Source organism: Maribacter corallii, assembly GCF_047345415.1.
Taxonomy (GTDB): domain Bacteria; phylum Bacteroidota; class Bacteroidia; order Flavobacteriales; family Flavobacteriaceae; genus Maribacter_C.
Genome location: NZ_JBLFEP010000004.1, coordinates 547,244 through 564,984 on the forward strand (window position 1 = coordinate 547,244; position 17,741 = coordinate 564,984).

The 17,741-nt window shown below is 42.5% G+C and carries 16 protein-coding genes; 6 read left to right on the forward strand and 10 right to left on the reverse strand.

Going from position 1 to position 17,741, the window contains the following annotated elements; all coding sequences use genetic code 11:
- Positions 1 to 107 precede the first annotated feature (107 nt).
- Both ACKWCA_RS16680 and ACKWCA_RS16685 read left to right on the forward strand, forming a co-directional pair.
- Complete coding sequence (locus ACKWCA_RS16680; RefSeq protein WP_413979346.1) at positions 108 to 260, forward strand: hypothetical protein; 153 nt, start codon at positions 108 to 110, stop codon at positions 258 to 260.
- 20 nt (positions 261 to 280) lie between these two features.
- Positions 281 to 949 (forward strand): porin family protein, encoded by a 669-nt coding sequence (locus ACKWCA_RS16685; protein ID WP_413979347.1) that lies wholly within the window; start codon positions 281 to 283, stop codon positions 947 to 949.
- Between the two features lie 178 nt (positions 950 to 1,127).
- Here ACKWCA_RS16685 and asnB read toward each other — a convergent pair whose 3' ends face one another.
- Positions 1,128 to 2,792 (reverse strand): asparagine synthase B, encoded by a 1,665-nt coding sequence (gene asnB / locus ACKWCA_RS16690; protein ID WP_413979348.1) that lies wholly within the window; start codon positions 2,790 to 2,792, stop codon positions 1,128 to 1,130.
- A gap of 242 nt (positions 2,793 to 3,034) precedes the next feature.
- On the opposite strand from asnB, the gene ACKWCA_RS16695 reads away from it, so the two are divergent.
- Positions 3,035 to 3,574: a DUF2911 domain-containing protein gene (locus ACKWCA_RS16695; RefSeq protein WP_413979349.1), complete on the forward strand. Its 540-nt coding sequence runs from the start codon at positions 3,035 to 3,037 to the stop codon at positions 3,572 to 3,574.
- Between the two features lie 164 nt (positions 3,575 to 3,738).
- Here the strand turns inward: ACKWCA_RS16695 and ACKWCA_RS16700 are convergent, their stop codons facing one another.
- From ACKWCA_RS16700 to ACKWCA_RS16715, 4 genes are all read right to left on the reverse strand, one after another.
- On the reverse strand, positions 3,739 to 5,367 hold the full coding sequence (locus ACKWCA_RS16700) for an amidohydrolase (protein ID WP_413979350.1): 1,629 nt from the start codon (positions 5,365 to 5,367) through the stop codon (positions 3,739 to 3,741).
- 165 nt (positions 5,368 to 5,532) lie between these two features.
- A complete protein-coding gene (locus ACKWCA_RS16705) occupies positions 5,533 to 5,949 on the reverse strand; it encodes a hypothetical protein (RefSeq protein WP_413979351.1) in 417 nt (138 codons plus the stop codon).
- A gap of 81 nt (positions 5,950 to 6,030) precedes the next feature.
- A complete protein-coding gene (locus ACKWCA_RS16710) occupies positions 6,031 to 7,875 on the reverse strand; it encodes a DUF885 domain-containing protein (RefSeq protein ID WP_413979352.1) in 1,845 nt (614 codons plus the stop codon).
- A gap of 8 nt (positions 7,876 to 7,883) precedes the next feature.
- A complete protein-coding gene (locus ACKWCA_RS16715; RefSeq protein ID WP_413979353.1) occupies positions 7,884 to 8,645 on the reverse strand; it encodes an NYN domain-containing protein in 762 nt (253 codons plus the stop codon).
- 387 nt (positions 8,646 to 9,032) lie between these two features.
- Between ACKWCA_RS16715 and ACKWCA_RS16720 the strand changes: the two genes are divergently transcribed.
- The 3 genes from ACKWCA_RS16720 to ACKWCA_RS16730 are packed head-to-tail and all read left to right on the forward strand — an operon-like array spanning position 9,033 to position 10,965.
- Positions 9,033 to 9,455: a DUF2975 domain-containing protein gene (locus ACKWCA_RS16720; RefSeq protein WP_413979354.1), complete on the forward strand. Its 423-nt coding sequence runs from the start codon at positions 9,033 to 9,035 to the stop codon at positions 9,453 to 9,455.
- Between the two features lie 9 nt (positions 9,456 to 9,464).
- Positions 9,465 to 9,674 (forward strand): helix-turn-helix domain-containing protein, encoded by a 210-nt coding sequence (locus tag ACKWCA_RS16725; RefSeq protein WP_413979355.1) that lies wholly within the window; start codon positions 9,465 to 9,467, stop codon positions 9,672 to 9,674.
- Positions 9,675 to 9,732: 58 nt separating this feature from the next.
- On the forward strand, positions 9,733 to 10,965 hold the full coding sequence (locus ACKWCA_RS16730; protein ID WP_413979356.1) for a DUF1028 domain-containing protein: 1,233 nt from the start codon (positions 9,733 to 9,735) through the stop codon (positions 10,963 to 10,965).
- 6 nt (positions 10,966 to 10,971) lie between these two features.
- Here the strand turns inward: ACKWCA_RS16730 and ACKWCA_RS16735 are convergent, their stop codons facing one another.
- From ACKWCA_RS16735 to ACKWCA_RS16755, 5 genes are all read right to left on the reverse strand, one after another.
- Positions 10,972 to 12,270 (reverse strand): MFS transporter, encoded by a 1,299-nt coding sequence (locus tag ACKWCA_RS16735; protein WP_413979357.1) that lies wholly within the window; start codon positions 12,268 to 12,270, stop codon positions 10,972 to 10,974.
- Between the two features lie 51 nt (positions 12,271 to 12,321).
- Positions 12,322 to 13,446, reverse strand: a complete 1,125-nt coding sequence (locus tag ACKWCA_RS16740) for an OmpA family protein (protein ID WP_413979358.1) — start codon at positions 13,444 to 13,446, stop codon at positions 12,322 to 12,324.
- A gap of 99 nt (positions 13,447 to 13,545) precedes the next feature.
- Positions 13,546 to 14,664 carry an OmpA family protein gene (locus tag ACKWCA_RS16745; protein WP_413979359.1) on the reverse strand — a complete coding sequence of 373 codons (1,119 nt, stop codon included), beginning with the start codon at positions 14,662 to 14,664 and terminating at the stop codon, positions 13,546 to 13,548.
- A gap of 178 nt (positions 14,665 to 14,842) precedes the next feature.
- The gene (locus tag ACKWCA_RS16750) at positions 14,843 to 15,889 is read right to left on the reverse strand and encodes a heparin lyase I family protein (protein ID WP_413979360.1); all 1,047 of its coding nucleotides are present in this window, start codon (positions 15,887 to 15,889) and stop codon (positions 14,843 to 14,845) included.
- Positions 15,890 to 15,963: 74 nt separating this feature from the next.
- Positions 15,964 to 17,727, reverse strand: coding sequence for a TonB-dependent receptor (locus tag ACKWCA_RS16755; RefSeq protein ID WP_413979361.1), 1,764 nt, complete (start codon positions 17,725 to 17,727; stop codon positions 15,964 to 15,966).
- Positions 17,728 to 17,741 lie beyond the last annotated feature (14 nt).

Sequence of the window (17,741 nt, forward strand, 5' to 3'; positions counted from 1 at the left end):
AGTGCTAAATATTGACAAAAACAAGAATCTGGACAACAGACATCAAGCGCGCTTCTACTTTAGTTCGGAGAACCAAAAAGATATCCTTAACTAAAATTCCATCTACTATGAAAGCAAGAAGCAAATGTTCCTATTGGACCATAGTTTTCGTATTGTCCTTATTCTTTCTGTCCGCCTGTGATCCCGAAGAAAAAGATATGGAGGATGATTATGATCGAAATTATCCAGAAAACATAGCCTATTCAAAAACCACTTTGTAACCATCAAATACCTATATATTATGAAAAGAGTATTGCGCTTTACCGTATTGATATTTTTATGTTTTAGTATGAACAGCTGTGTTCTTTCATGCCGAGATATAGTCCTAAGCCCTGTAGTAGGCATCGATAGCTCAAAATTCAGCGAAGAAGGGGACTACGGAGGTTCTAATGATGGAAGTTCATTGATAGGTCTTCAATTGGGGGTGGATGCGCTCGCCCCTCTTACGAATCAGCTCCTCCTTGAAGGCGGCCTGCGCTATGCCGCCAAAGGAAACAAAACCTCGTTTGACGATGGAGGCGAATTCGAAGGGGAGAACTATAGTTTTGAAGACAAGACCCGTTTGAATTATATTGACCTTCCCATTTTAGCGCGGTATCGGCTGGGAAATAGTGGCTTCAGTGCTTACGGAGGGGTACAGCCTTCACTACTATTGAGCGCACAGCAAAAAAGTTCCGGTACAGGTTCGGCGGATCAATCGATACGGGTTACCGATAGTTACAAAACACTTGATTTTGCCGGAAGTCTAGGTATCGGATATCAATTTCAAAATGGCATACGTCTCAACCTAGGGTATGACCATGGGTTTTCGAACATTGCAAAAAGTGATGCTTTTGGTGCGGGTGCCATCAACAATCGCACGTTCAAACTTTCCGTAGGCTATACAATTCCACTAAAAAAATCAAACTAATAGCTTCAGTCCGGAATAGGAATTGAATCTCAAAAGTACATTAGAACTATCCTTACCGGTTATATTGAAAATGTGACAATACAAAAAGTCCCGCCTTACGACGGGACTGATTGACTAATTAAAATAAAAACTGAACAAAAACAGTAATTATTACCGTTATCGGATTTCCGAATATCTTTTAATACGCATCTTCGTGAACATTAGCTACCGCCCTACCCGATGGATCATTCATATTTTTAAAAGCCTCATCCCATTCCAAGGCAATTTTGGTACTACAGGCCACCGAGGGTTCTTGCGGAACACAAAGCGCCGCAGCATCTGAAGGAAAATGACCTTCAAAAATAGAACGATAATAAAACTCTTCTTTGGTGGTAGGGGTCTGAATCGGAAAGCGGAATCGTGCATTTGCCAACTGTTCATCAGAAACTTCACTATCTACCAACTCTTTAAGCGTATCTATCCAGCTGTAGCCCACGCCATCTGAAAATTGCTCTTTTTGCCTCCAAGCCACGCTTTCAGGCAACATATCCTCAAAGGCCTTGCGAACTACCCATTTTTCCATTCGCTCCCCATTGATCATTTTATCTTTAGGGTTGATAGACATAGCAACATCCATAAACTCTTTATCCAAAAAAGGCACTCTACCTTCGATGCCCCATGCGGCAAGGGATTTATTCGCTCTCAAGCAATCGTACATATGAAGTTTATCCAATTTACGGACCGTTTCTTCATGAAATTCTTTTGGGCTCGGGGCCTTATGAAAGTATAAATATCCTCCGAACAACTCATCGGCACCTTCGCCAGAAAGCACCATTTTAATTCCCATTGACTTAATTACCCTGGCCATGAGATACATCGGGGTCGAAGCTCGAATGGTAGTAATGTCATAGGTTTCTAGGTTAAAGACCACATCTTTGATTGCATCTAAACCTTCTTGAATCGTAAACTTGATCTCATGATGTACGGTTCCGATATGATCCGCTACTTTTTGGGCGGCGGCCAGATCTGGAGAACCCTCAAGACCTACTGAAAAAGAGTGCAATTGAGGCCACCAGGCGTCAGCTACATCGTCAGACTCAATTCGTTTTTGCGCATATTTTTTTGCGATGGCCGAAGTGACCGAAGAATCCAATCCACCAGAGAGCAATACGCCATAAGGCACATCTGACATTAATTGCCGGTGCACAGCTGCCTCCAAAGCCTCTTTAATTTTTTGTATACTGGTCTCATTCTCCTTAACGGCCTCATAATCCATCCAATCTCTGGAATACCACTTTTTCAGCTCGCCATCACGACTATGCAGGTAGTGCCCCGGTGGAAACAATTCAATTTTGCTGCAGGTACCTTCAAGCGCCTTCAGCTCGGAAGCCACGTAAAAGGTTCCGTTTTGATCCCATCCCATGTACAAGGGAATGATTCCCATATGATCTCGAGCGATGAAATACTCATCCTTCACAGCATCATAGATCGCAAAGCCGAAGATGCCGTTCATCTCATCGATAAACGATTCCCCTTTCTCTTGATACAGTGCTAAAATCACTTCACAATCCGATTCGGTTTGAAAGTCATAGGTACTTTCAAACTGTTTCCTCAGTTCTCTATGATTATAAATCTCACCGTTGGCCGCCAAAATCAACTGACCATCAGGACTTAATAGGGGTTGCTTTCCAGATGCCGGATCCACTATCGCCAAGCGTTCGTGGGCCAATATGGCCTTATCATCCGAATAGATGCCACTCCAGTCAGGACCTCTATGGCGCACCTTTTTTGACATTTCCAATAACTGGGGGCGTAGGACCTCGGTACTTTCCTTGACGTCAAACGCGCATACAATTCCACACATACCAAATACTTATATGAATTAAGATTACAAAGATGAATTTAAAGTTTCAATTATAAAACATAAACAGCTATATTGGTTATGAATCAAAACAATTTTTAATAAATAGTGGAGTGATCATCGTTAGTATGGTAATTTCAACTCATTGGAATAGTCATACTGTAAGTAGGGCGAAATTTAACGACTCTTTAGGAAAGAATGGCTAGAATTCACATTAGTTTTAGCCTTTAAAAACTCAAGATATTATGAAAAATGTATTTACCATTGCCCTTGTGGCAATTGCTTTGGTTTTCTCTGTAGAAGCCAGTGCACAAGATTTCGCAGGATTGGATAAAAGTCCAATGGATGCCGCTGCTTTTCCTTCAAGTTACAAAGTATCGGAAAAAACGGTTCGTGTCACGTACAGCCGACCACAATTAAAAGGGCGCTCAATCTCCGATTTGGCTCCAGCTGGAAAAGTATGGAGAACCGGGGCAAACGAAGCTCCCGAAATTACCTTTTATAAGGATGTTACCTTTGGAGGCACTGCGGTTGCCGCAGGCACTTATTCACTATTCACCATTCCGGGTGAAGGGGAATGGACCATCATCTTGAATAAGAATTTGAACCAATGGGGTGCTTATTCTTATGATGAAGGTGCTGATGCTGCTCGTGTAAAGGCTTCGGCCTCATCGGATGGAAAGTCTCTTGAGGAATTCTCTGTTACCTTCAAAGAAGTAGAAGGTGGTGCGCACATGATTATGGGCTGGGGATCTACTCGTGTTTCGGTTCCGGTTATGATGTAATCATTCGATATAGCTATAAAGAACCGAAGCCAAAAGCTTCGGTTTTTTTGTGTTTCCGCAGTTCCTCATTGGGATAAAGAACCACGAGACCTTATGGGGAAAACGGTCACTTTTACTGATTTCCGTACCATTTCAACAGCTTTAATTACCGAAGCGCTCATCGCCTATCTAGGAATACCATCAATATAGGTTAGCTCCGCAGTCGTCGAAGGAATTTCGCCTAAAGGTATCTGCATGATATCCTTATCGTAGATTACGAAATCAGCCAGTTTTCCCTTTTCAATACTTCCCTTTTCATTTTCCTCGAAGTTGGAATAGGCCGCCCAGATAGTCATTCCCCTGAGTGCCTCCTCTCTCGAAAGCGCATTGTTCATTTGATATCCTTCTTTTGGAAACCCCGCCAAGTCCCTTCTTGCAACAGCCGCATAAAATGTGTGGAAAGGACTCACACCTTCCACTGGAAAATCGGTACCTAGCGCCACTATCCCTGCTTTCTCCAATAACTTTTTATACGCATAAGCTCCTTTTACCCGTTCGACCCCGAGCCTATCTTCGACCCAGTACATATCGCTGGTGGCATGGGTCGGTTGGACCGAGGGAATGATTCCCTGTTCAAAATAATCGAAGTCCGCGACGTCAAGTACCTGGGCATGTTCAATTTTCCATCTTCTATCTTCCTTTCCTTTCAACACCTTTCCGTATGCACGTAGTACCGCGGCATTTGCGGAATCACCTATGGCATGTGTATTCATTTGATAGCTAGTGGCCGCAATACGTTTCGCCAAGGTTTCAATCTCAGCTGCAGGAGTGATCATAGCGCCTAAGTGACCCGGCTGATCGGTGTATTCCGTTTTCAATACCGCTCCTCTTGAACCGAGTGATCCGTCAGCGTACACTTTTATGGAACGCACATGCAATCGGTCTGTCTTCAAAGGTCCTTTGTCAAGATAATGGGTTAAATTTTCAGGAGTATTACTGACCATGGCATAGACTCTTATCGCCAGCTCGTCATTCTGCTGTAAGCTATCGATCAAGTCAATGGTCGATTTATCGAGTCCGGCATCATTGACTGTGGTCAGCCCCATGTTCAGACATTGTCGTTCTGCTGCCTTTAGCGCCTGTATTCGATCACTTCTGCTCGGGGTCGGTATAATGGAATCTATCAATGACATAGGACTGTCAATCAACACGCCGGTAATACCAGAGTAGCCACCGGTCCATTTTTTTACGATTTCACCCCCTTCTACCTTGGTACTCCAATCGATTCCTGCCAGGTCCAACGCCTTCTGATTTACCAAATAGGCATGGCCATCAATGCGCTCCAACACTACTGGAATATCCGGAAACATGGAATCAAGCCTTGTTTTGACCGGAAATTCCTTGATTTCCCAGTCATTTTGATCCCAACCATCACCAAGGATAAAGTCCTGCGAATTTTCTTTTTGGTACTCACCTATACGTAGCAACACCTCATCGAAGCTTTTTGTGCCCACCAGGTCTACTTCCTGTTGTTTAAGTCCCAATCCGTAAAAGTGGCAATGTGCATCGATTAGGCCAGGAGTGATTGTTTTACCATCGGCGTCGACCAGTTGATTTGACGTATAAACACTTCGAATTTCCTCCGTGGTGCCGATGGCGATAAATTTACCGTCATGAACCGCAAAGGCCTCGGCCTTGGAAAAATCGTTATCTACAGTGTATATGTTCGCATTGATAATGACCAGATCGACTTTTTCCTTAAAGTACTCGCAACTTGTTAGTACTAAAGCTATAAGCAATAGTAATTTTTTCATGGCTGGTTGGTTATTGTCGACTAAAAGTAAAGAAATATTGTAGAACTATACCATAATATTCGATTGGAAATCGAATGAAACAAGCTCAAACCTCGTACTTATTCAAAATAAAAAACTACGGACAAAGGTGTCCGTAGTCTACAATATGTTCGGTTTTAAAAAGCCTTACTGTGGTGAAATACTTTTCACTCCTTTGATGGTATAGGTTCCGGAAGCTGAAGTGCTCGTGCCGGAAATCTGACTTCCCTTCGCAGATAAGGAAACGGAAACACTTTCTCCTTCGACGTTCAATTTAAAGGTTATATCGTTTCCTTTAACCACAATATCAGTACCGTTCAATGCGCCGGCAGCTAATTGAACTTGAACCTTGTAAAGGTCACCGCTCTTTACGATCATTAGTAGTCCACTGTCATATCCTTCAGGCGCACCCGCTGCGGTATACTCCCAGCCACCTACAAGATGGTCTTTGGTACTAATGACAATATCATCACTAGAGGAACTTGCCCATATTTCTTGTGGTGCAACCAGAAGTGCACCGATCATCAGCAAAAACCCAGCTAATTTTTTCGTAGAATTTTTCATGTTCGTTTGTTTAATGTGTTAGTATTTAATCTTAGTAAATGTAAAAATTATTCATCAAAATCGCTCAAACACCCTTAAAAGCTAATTTTTCTGGGAAGCGATCCAACCCTCTATTTTCTCTTCAAGCAAGATCAGTGCCAAACTACCGGAGTTCAAAACTTGATTATGGAATTCCTTGATATCAAAAGCATCTCCCAATTCTCTTTCCGCCTTAGTGCGCAGTTCGCTGATTTTGAGCTGTCCGATCTTATACGATAGTGCCTGGCCCGGTGTGGCCATATATCTTTCGATTTCAGCGATAATACCGTCTTCGGACTCCGCCTCATTCTCTAAAGAATATTGAATCGCTTCCTCACGTGTCCAGCCTTTTGCATGAATGCCAGTATCGACAACCAAACGAATAGCGCGGTGCATTTCCATACTCAACATTCCAAAATATTGAAAGGGGTCTTCATACAAACCCAATTCCTTCCCTAAAGATTCGGCATATAGGGCCCAACCTTCCACAAAGACACCCATACTTTCGGGATGCAAAAATTCAGGAAGATCTTGATTCTCCTGTTGCAAGGACAACTGAAAATGATGACCGGGAATGGCTTCGTGCAAAAACAAGGCTTCGTCAGCGAACTTGTTGTAATGCTCCACATCTGGAATAGGAATATAAAAAGTACCAGGTCGCGTCGCATCTTTTGAACCTGGAACGTATTCGGCGCTTGCCGAAGCCTCTCTGAATGCCTCCGTTCGCTGAACCTTAAAACCTGCTTTGGGTTTCAGATCGAATAACGTATTCAACTTGGGTTCCATGCGATTTTGAATGGCATTGAAATTAGCGATTACTTCTTCCGGCTTTGAAAAAGGCATTTGATCTTTGCGCTGTCTGACGTGATTAAAAAAGGCTTTTAGGTCTCCCTCAAAACCGATCTCACGTTTCACTTTCTCCATTTCCCCCAAAATACGCTGTACTTCCGTTTTTCCGAGCTCGTGAATCTCATCAGCCGTCATTAGGGTCGTAGTGTGCAGTTTTATGAGGTAGTCGTAGGTTTTCTTTCCATTCGGTACGTCTGAGAGTCCTGAAGTTTCTCTGCAGACCGGCAGATAACTCTCCTTAAGAAAGGTATCGAGCAAGGCATACTTCGGAATCAATCGATCTCTGACAAAAGCTTCGTACGCTTTTGTGATCCGTTCTCTATCAGCCCTGTTTACCGCTTCTGAAAAGTTTCGTAGCGGTTCGGTAAACAAATGATCCCCTACACCTGAATTGATGAACTCCTGTAATTGCGGGATGATCTTCACTACTATTTTTTTAGGAAGTACGACACCCTGACCCATACCTTCCTCCATTTTTTCGATACATGTATCCAAAAAAACGAGGTAGTCTTCTAAACGCTCCAACCAATTGTCATAATCTTGGGCCGTCTTGAAAGGCTGAACACTGGCTCCACTGCCCAATTGGGCAACATAAAGGTGCAAAGACTGTATTTGCAATAGCGGCATCAATTCAAAACTGGGCAGATCGTATACCGGGGAGGCCATGGTCACCAGATCATTCTCAAGACCTTCGAGTTTAATAGCGCAATCCCACCGCATCACCCGGAGACTTAACCATTGCTCTTTGCTCACCATGGACTCGTCATACTGATCGAGCATGGTCAAGAAGCTACTATACTTTTCCTTCAGCGTCTCTTGATACGCATCAGAGATATAATTCGCAATAGTGTCATTGTAGGTATGGAATCCAGCTTTTGTCGCCTCAATAGGATTAGCACCTTTTTTGAACTCGTAATAGGCCTCGAAAACGGTGTCTATAGGAGCCAATTCATTTTCAGGGGTTTTATTCTTTTCATTACAGGAAAATAGGAGGAACAAAACCAATAAAAAAATCGTGTGCCCTCCATTGGGTCTTGTATTGCGATGATAAATCCACATATTCAATTCTATTTCTTTGTTCGAGAGTGTTTTCGTTCTTTCATCTTTACGTAAATCAACTTTTTACGTCCTTTTGAATCTTCCCTACGTTCCACATCAACGGCATTGATAGATTGAAAAAGTGGTGTCAGTTTTTGAAATCCATAATTACGGGAATCGAAGTTGGGTTGTTTCTTCTGTAACAAACTGCCCACATCACCCAAAAATGCCCACCCATCATCATCGGCCACATCATCAATAGTACTTGAAATCAGGCGAAGGTCCTTTGGGGTAATCGCATCAACGGCACTCTTTCTTTTTGTTTTCTTCTGATCCACGTCGTTGGCATCATCTTCAGTTTGGTTTTTTAGGATCTCGATGTAAATGAACTTATCGCAAGCAACTATAAATGGATTGGGTGTTTTCTTTTCACCGATTCCGAAGACTTGCATACCTGCTTCGCGAAGTCGGGTCGCTAATCGGGTAAAATCGCTGTCACTACTGACAATACAAAAACCGTTCACTTTGCCCGAATACAGAATATCCATGGCGTCGATAATCATTGCAGAATCTGTCGCATTTTTACCCTGTGTATAACCGTATTGTTGAATCGGCGTAATAGCATTCTCCAAAAGAATATTTTTCCATTTGCTTAAACGCGGGTTGGTCCAATCCCCATAAATACGTTTTATAGTTGGGTTACCGTATTTGGCAATTTCCTCCATCATTTCCTTGACGTAGGCCGAGGGAATATTATCGCCATCAATAAGTACTGCTAAATTTAAGTCCATTCATTCCTGTTTTTGTAAAGGTAGCGGGTTTTCTACTATTATGACTCTTTATACAGGTCTCTCCATTTTAATTTTATTAAATTTCATATTTCAATGTTTAACAATATATTTTTGTTGTTTATCAATAAATTATTGTTTCTTTACAATATCTTATTAATCTAGAATATGAAAAATCGAACTTCAAGCTCGGCTAAAGCTCTTGTCTTATTCCTACGCTACTCACTTATTGCCTTTTTCGCGTGTAATGTCTTTTTCTTTGTTCAGTTTTTGATTTTCCATTTGGGGCCGGCACTCTTGTTTGGTGAAAGAAAAGGGGTTTATTTACCGATAGTATTTAAACCCACTAATCAGGGCGTTCTAACTTTGCCTCACACAGACTACGAATATATGTTCGATATACCATCTGCCACTGGCACTTTCCAAGCATTCGGACTCCCCCTAAAAATATTCTATATCTATTCATTTGGAGGTATCGTTTATTATGCTTGCCTTTTTCTAATTACGTATTTAATTCTCAAAATGCTGAAGAATGCACAAGAGGGTAACTTTTTGGTAGTTAAAAATGCCATTCGATTACGATATATCGCTCTATTACTCATTGTTTCACTTCTGCGGGACAAACTCACCATTATCGCTTCCTCTTTCTACCTCAGGGAAAAAATAGAACTTGCCGGAATTGAATTCTACGATTTTACCTCTTACACATTTGACAATTGGAAATATATTTTCATCTTTCTTTTTCTTCTTATCATTGCGGAAGCTTTCCGACTGGGGGCTCAGTTAAAAGAGGAAAACGATTTAACTATTTAAAAGCAACACATGCCCATTATTGTAAATCTTGATGTGATGCTTGCCCGTAGAAAAATGTCTTTGACGGAACTCTCCGAAAAAGTGGGCATCACCATGTCAAATCTGTCCATCTTGAAAAAGGGAAAAGCCAAGGCCATTCGTTTTAGTACGTTAGAGGCGATATGTACGGCTTTGGAATGTCAGCCTGCCGATATTTTGGAATTTAGGGCCGAGGACTAGCGCGCAGAATCGCTTAAGGTACCCCTTCACAAACAATCATCTTCAAAAGAACAATCGTATGAAAAAGCTTCAATTCTTATTATCTCTTTTTTCGCTGAGTACCTCGATACTGAGTTACGCACAAAATCTACCGAGTTTACTAACCGAGAAGGACATCAATTCCACATTTTCAATTCTGGCATTTGATGAAGATGCCCAGGAATGGGGAATTGCCGTCGCAACGGACAATATTTATGTTGGGAATTCGACCATATATATTGAACCCGGGCTCGGCGCTTTTTCGGTCATCGCCGAAACCGAACCCCGATATGCGAAGGAAGGTTTGGAAAAACTCAAAAATGGGAAATCCATTGAACAAGCCATCGGCGAAGTAAAAGCTACGGATGACGTGTCGCACTATCGACAAGTGTCAGGGATCGATGCTAATGGAAAGGTGTTTGCATTTACAGGACAATCGTTGCACTATTGGAAAGGGAAGGCCTCGCAAATTTTAGGAGACAGCTATGTGGTCATGGGCAATCAGCTTGCTGATGATGTGCTTTCCGAGATGTCGAAAAGCTTTGAAAGCTCTAGCGGAGCACTGGCGGAACGCCTCTTAGAAAGTCTAATTGCTGGGCAGAAGGCGGGCGGACAGATTTCAGGAAAACAATCGGCTGCGCTAGTTGTCAAAGGAACCCATAGCGAATGGTTCAATCAAATCGATTTGCGTGTCGATCATTCCAAAAAGCCGATTGAAGAACTGAAAACCTTACTAGCATACCACTATGGTCGAATTCGGCTCAATCAAGCGCTTTATGCCAAAAGGAACGGGAACGTAGAAAGAGCGACACAAAAATTAACGGAGGCGGAGACGATGCTCGAAGGTTGGACCGGAATGTATGCAAGAATTGCCGGAGCAAATATTCTAATGGGCCATGAGGATGTCGCAGTCGATTGGATCAAAAAGGGATTGAACGAGAACCCCAATTGGTCTGTTAATCTTCCGGCGTTTTATATGCTACGCCATCATCCGGACTTGAAATCGGTTATTCTACCAGATTCATTTGGCCTGACGGACTGGGAAAGCGCCATCGGTATGTTAAGCAATCTCGGAAAAGAACCGGAGGCGATAACTCTAGCCAAAGAACTGATCGCCAAAAAAGTGGAGTCCTCGTATTTGAATTTCCTGCTTGGCAGAAGCTACTTTTATGAGAAAGAAAAAAACAAGGCAATTACATATCTCGAAAGGGCCCTAAAACTAGATCCTAATAATATCGAGGCGGAAAACTTGTTGGACAAACTAAGGGAATAGTAGGGACTACTGCGGATTCTTGGCCTTCAAGCTCCCAAAAACCAAAAACACCAAAAAAGCCAAGCCCAACCAACCCAATAGTTGGTACGAACCAAAAGTAGAAAAACATAGGCTAAAAATGCTGGGAGCCAGGGCACTGGCCAATATCAAAAAGGACATCACCTTGCCAGTAATCGCACCCAAATGATCACGCCCATAAAAGCGAGGCCAAACAATGGTATTCAATACGGCAAAGAAGCCACTCATCATGCCGAAACCGACTACCAAGAGTGGAATACCTGCGGCCGTAGGCAAATATAAAAACCCTATGGAAGCCACGATTCCTCCTGAAATCATCAGATACAAATACAGTCGCAATCGCAGATAATCACTTAAATAGTTCGCCACCGTTGAAATGGAAACGGCAACCACCGAAGCCGGTAAAAAAATAGAAATCGCATCTTCTTTCGGAAAACCTTCGCTAGCAAAGATGGAAACGATGTGAAAGGTCAACCCGGTGATAAAAAAGCTATTGAAGGAAAGCATAAGCGCATACATCCAAAATGCGCGTGTAGCCGTGGCCTCCTTCAATGTAAATTGTTGGTGCGCCCGCACAGGGGTCGTCTCCGATTCGGAGGATATCCTTACGCCATCAGGTAGAAGTCCGAATTCTTCGGGTTTGTTTTTATAGAATATCCAGATCAATACACTAGCGGCTAGCAGCCCAAAACCCAAATAGTGCCAGGCCCCTTGCCATCCACTTGTATCGATAAGATAATCAATCCATAGTGGCGAAGAAGAAAATCCAAAAGAGAGTGCTACACTACTGAACATATTCACCTTTCCACGGTTTTTATCGAACCACATCATAATCACATTTCGAGAGGCCATAGTCAACACCCCTTGCCCCGCAAAGCGCAATAAAAAAAACAAAAAGGTCATTAATAGAAAAGGTACGAGCCAGGTATCACTATCCAGTGACTCTTTGACAAAAGTGCTCATTTGTACCGACCAGGAACATAAAAACAGGGCCATTGCCAAAACCAAGGCGGCGTAGAAGGCTACCAATCGTGCCCCATACCTATCGAACCAAATACCCGCACGGCCAATGACCAAAGAGCTAGCAATGGTACCGATCATATAGGCATTACTGAATTGATTTCTCGAAAGGCCCAGCGCATCTTTGACGGGATCGGTAAACACCGATACTCCAATGGTCTGCCCAGGAATACTACAGTAGATACCGACCGTACCGAAAAAAAGAATCACGTAACCGTAAAAAATTGGGCTCCTGGTAGGATCGATGAACGTAAAGTTTTTGGGCATTCAACTTGAGTAAGCCGTAAAATTACCGATTTTACCGTTCTTTCACCCTACTTAGTGATCTCTTCTTGAAATCGTGAATTCGACCCTGCGATTTTCGCGCCTTCCCTTTTCATTGGCATTAGTGGCCACTGGTTTGGTTCCGCCATGTCCTTTCCATGAGACACGACTTTTGTCCAAACCCAACTTGATCAAATGCTTTGCTACCGCTTCGGCCCTCTTGTCGGACAATGATAGGTTATAGGAATCGGATCCAATACTATCAGTATGCCCATTGACCATGACTCCGAGCCCTTTATCACTATTGAGGTACTTGTACAGGGTGGACATTTCCTGTAGCGCAAGATCACCTACATCGAATCGATCAAACTCAAAATAGAGATTTTTGAACACGTGTGGGGTGTCAAGTTCAAAAGAAGTTTTATCCCCCTTTTGGGAGGCTATAGCGCTTGAATCCGAATTGTTTTCATCCAAAGCCTCCACTAGCACCATATCGATATAATAATACGCCCCTTGCTTAGCATTCTTTTTGGTTTTGAAAAGACGGGTTCGGGCATTGGGTTTAAAATTGCCCAAGGTCATAAAATGTTCATCGCCCTTTGCCGTAAATTGGGTATAAACTTGAATCCAATCTTTGGTATCGGAATAAAAATTGGAATACCCCACTTCCATGAAGGTGTACTTGTTCGTAGTATTTCGGTACAACTGTTTTTTAGACAGTTCCTTTTTTAAAGGAATTTCTATTTTATCCTTTGAGAATAGAATTCCGAACTCCTTTACAGCAAAATCTGAGCGTTCGGCCAAACTCACATAAAAAGAGACATGGTATTTTCTACCTTTTACCAAAGGCCGCACTAATTCGGCTTGAAGGTACTCACGATAATCATTGGGTGCATAAAAGTACAGCCCCGCATACCCCTCACCAAAATCGGCGGGCTGAGTGCCATTGAAATTTTCGGGAGTACCCATGGCCTCACTGCAGCCATGAAAATAATCGGTGGAGCCGCTTGTAGGTGTGGACCAGTAGTCTACATCAGCGTTGAAATTCCCCAAGGTCTGGGGACAGTTCGAAAATTCCTCAAAACTTGGATTCCTTATCAGATTTTGACAAAAGAGAGCTGTCACGCAGCTGAAACATAAAAATAGTGCGGTATGTTTTTTTTCAGCAATAGAGACCATTGAAGGTAATTTAATACCCTCTAAAATAGGGATTTAAAGAAAACTAAAAGCGGTAATCCACTCTCGTTCGATAAAATGTACGGTTCTAAGGCTGTGCTGTTATTGGTCTTCATCAAAAGTACCCGAGGCATAATATTCCTTTTTCTTTCTGGACAGTACAAATTCTACCCTCCGGTTTTTTTCTCTGTTTGCTTCCGTTTCGTTCTTTACCACAGGACTTGCGTCACCATAACCCCGCCAAATAATTCGATTCGACCGCACCCCTTTTTCAATAAGAAAGTCCGCAACGGTCTTAGCTCGCTTTTGCGAAAGTGCCTTATTATATTCCTTCGTACCCATATCATCGGTATGGCCGTACACAGAGACGGTGAAACCCCGATGGGCTTTCAAGTACTCAACAAGATCGTTCAACTGGGCCTCCCCCTCGTCAGCAATACTATAGCTGTCAGTATCGAACGTCAAATTCTCAAAAACATACACTTCATCGAGTACATAGCTGGCCTTCAAAGGACCGACGAAAAACATATCTACGTAATAGTAGGCTACTTTCCTAAGATTCTTCCCGGTATTCAGCAAACGTGTTTTACTGTTCCCGTTGAAGTTACCAATGGTCAGAAATCGCTCGGTTCCGTCCGCAATATAAACTCCGGTTACCTCCGTCCATTCCTTTTTATTCGCAAAAAACTCATGATTCCTAATAAGGCTATAGTTATACGATTTCTTACGGGTCATGAGGTTCAACGGAATATTGCGTTTCGTTTGAAAACTGGGGGGTTTGTCCGTAAATAATATTCCAAATTCATTGACTCCGTATTGCGATTCATCGGCCAAACTTACTTGAAAGGAAAAAACATACTTCTGCCCTGGTATTAAGGATTCTTTTAACTCAGCTGTCAAGTATTCGCGATAGTCCTTAGGCCCATAAGCATACATTCCAGCATACCCATGCCCATCAAAAGGAGCCTGAGCCCCAATAAAATTTGTCTCACTCGACATTGAAGGACTACAAGAATTAAAATAATCGGTACTGCCATTAGTGGGCTGATGCCATGAAACGACCGCACGTTCCAAACATCCAAATTCTGAAGGGCAAATCAAAAAATCTTCGAAACTGGGGTTTTTGACCAAATTCTGCGCGTTCAAAGAAAAAGACCACAACAGTGCCAAAAGGAGCGGTAGCAGCACCGAATCGGTTTTAAAAAGGTCTAATCGTTTCATAACAAGTAAGAAAAAAGCTACTTTATTTGAAATGATAACGAAAGCTTGCCTAAAAAATTGGATTTATTCGATGAACGGCAGATTAAAATAGAATTCAAAGTGATGACTATCAGATTTTTACAACAAGTGCTCTTTAAGACTCAACTACATTAAAAATCGATACTACGAGTGATTTGAATCAAAATGGGGTATTTGAAATACGCATATCATCCATCAACAGTACCGTTGGCTCCTGCGAAGCGGAAATACCTACTTCCAGTATGTTTTGAATCGCATTGGCCGTTGGCAGGTTGATTCCTGCCATGGACATCAGTTGCACCCCGTCTTGCCAAAGCTCGATTAACCCGTTGTCCGTATTGCTGAACTTCAAATGCACCTTTACCTTGAACCACTGGTTTTGAGGAACTTCGATCATAGTGGCAGAGGTAAAACGCAACTTTGCACCGAATTTGTTCTCCACTTCCAACTTGTTATCTCGGATGACCACTCTTGGGCCTGGAGATCCCTCAAAATACACATTTTCGAAATCGACGATACTGTACGGCATGCCACTCTTGATGAAGTACCTGGCCTCGTACCACAGATCCATATCTTTTTTGAAATAGCCCAAAACCGAAGTAAGACTACATTTTGAGGTAACCATATCGGCACTTGGTGCGATACTACTAAATTCAATAACTTGATTTGAAGTGTTTTCAGGATCTTGGACCAATGTAATGGTGTTGTCCAGAAAATCACAGCTATCATCCAAGATACACTGGCTTAAGGCTACATATTCACTCACCGTTTTAGCCTTCGGACTCTGTAGTGTAAAATTCGTCCAGAATAGATTCGGATCATCGATATCGGAAATAAAGAGTTCTACAAACCGTGGAGCTTCAAAATTTTCGCTATACGAATTCTTTATGGGCACCATATCCCTTTCATCCTTTAGGAAGATGCCCGAGGAAGTGATGGTGTAATTTCGCTCTTCAAAATCGGGTTCAAAATATTGAAGTTCAAACTGACAATTGCCATTCGAATTCAGAAATACCTGCCCGTCTTCATAGATGAAGATATCATTGCCATTGGGATCGGAAAAATTTTCCAAAAGATTATCGGTGGCACACCCCTCTTGCGCTTTGGGGATTTCCGGTCTAATTACCGGTTCGCTGCCCTCAGAGCAACCCACGAAGCCAATAAAAATGCTCAAAAAAATACTGATCACTAAGAAGGTCCTTACCATAAAGACTTTGCTTTCAACTTCTTATCAAACGTAAAAATTCGATACTTATTGATAGCCGTTTGACAACGTACCTCTTACAAATCGAATTTAAAGGTGGCACCGCCCAAAACTTGAAGCCCTTGCACTGGAAAATTCGCCCATCTTTGGTAATTGTTATTGGCGATATTGGAAGCTCTTACAAAAATCGAGAGTTGGTCGCTTAATCGATGACCGATGTGCGCATTGGCGTCAAAGAAACTATCTAAAGTGATGATTGTTGTAGGAAAATCAAAAGGTTGTGTATTGGCTTGGGCGATTTGGGAAAAATCCTTTCGTTCCCCTACGAAAAAGAGGTTAGCACCCATAAACCATTTTTCGCCAATCTGATAATCGAGAAACAAGGATCCCTCTACTTCCGGTAAGTTCCAGGCCGGGTTGCCCGTTTCAGTATTGTAATTGTAATAATTACCATTGATACCCAAGGTGAAGTTCCGGTTGACATCGATATTCAGCTCCGCGAAAATACCCAAGGTTTTCAAATCATCATAGAACAGTTCGAAGGAGTTTCCGAAGGTATAGCCTTTCTCATCAAATCGAGTACTGTGTTGCGGATTTAAATTAAACAGCGGTTTTCTGTTTTCAGCCGTATAGGAGCCCTTGATGTTATAACTTAAATTCGGTAATAACTGGCCTCGTAGACCAATATAGGAATCATATTGGTTGTCCGTAGGTTGAATGGTCAAGGTAGGGGACACAAACGGATTTTGGGCCACAAAACCATAATACGAATTCTGTACTAATTCTCCTTCGATACCTCCATATGCTATCGCCAGTTCATCTACCAAGCGGTAAGATGCGGTAACCGCCGGATAAATATAAAAGTTGCTGTCACTGCGTTGTGTATCGAGACCGTATACCAGATTAATACCAAGGTTTAGTGAAAGATCATCGCGCAATAGCGTCAGACTCGGATTCACACCCACCTGCAAGTGACCATAGTCAATGCCGGCCGTATTTTCCGTATTATTCAAATCGGCATTGGCAAAGCTTCCGTTCACATAATCGGCCTTCAAACGAATTCCGAAATTCTCCTCTCCTACAGGAAAATCAAAGGAAGGTTCAAAAATCACCCGGTTTTCACCTGATTTTACGGCATCCCAAAAGCGACGGTACTGTAATTTAGCCCCTTTGAAGTAACTATCTTCAAAATTTACATGTGCTCCACCTTCGGCCATAAAATAGTTTTGTCGGGCATCAACATCAAGCAGAATATTGGTAAAGGGGGGTTGTGAAAAGAAGCCCTCCTCTGTTCCGTACCAATTATATAATTGATGCTGAACCCCAAGATCGATTCCCCAATCGTAGTCCCTATCCCTTTTTTTGAAGGCCGCGTCCAGTCGGGTATCCGAAAATATATTGTTCAGTGGAAGGTTATCAAAATCTCCCCTAGACGAATTATGGTCCAATCCGATGGTATAGCCTGACTCTCGATCTATGGTGTGGCTCGTATAGAATTTTGCCATGATGTTCGCCGGATTTCCACCTCCCGCCGAGGCATATGAATTGAACAATACTGGTGGCGGCATACGTTTCACTGCAGAGGCCTTGGCCTTGGCAGGAGTAAATGTAGATGCTACCGGAACCGAAAAAATATTGTACTCAATATCCTTTTTTTGGAGTACGATGGAATCATTCAAATTGGGGACCGATTTGATCTTAAATGCATCCGAAATTGTCGGGGTGTAAGCCTTGGTTACGGTTACGGTTTCCGTACCCAGATCTTCCTCCTCTTCTTGGGCTATGGTGAACTGGACCATAGCAAAGAATAAAAAGACCGATAGTTTGATAGCGTTTCTCATGTTGTGTTCTTTTG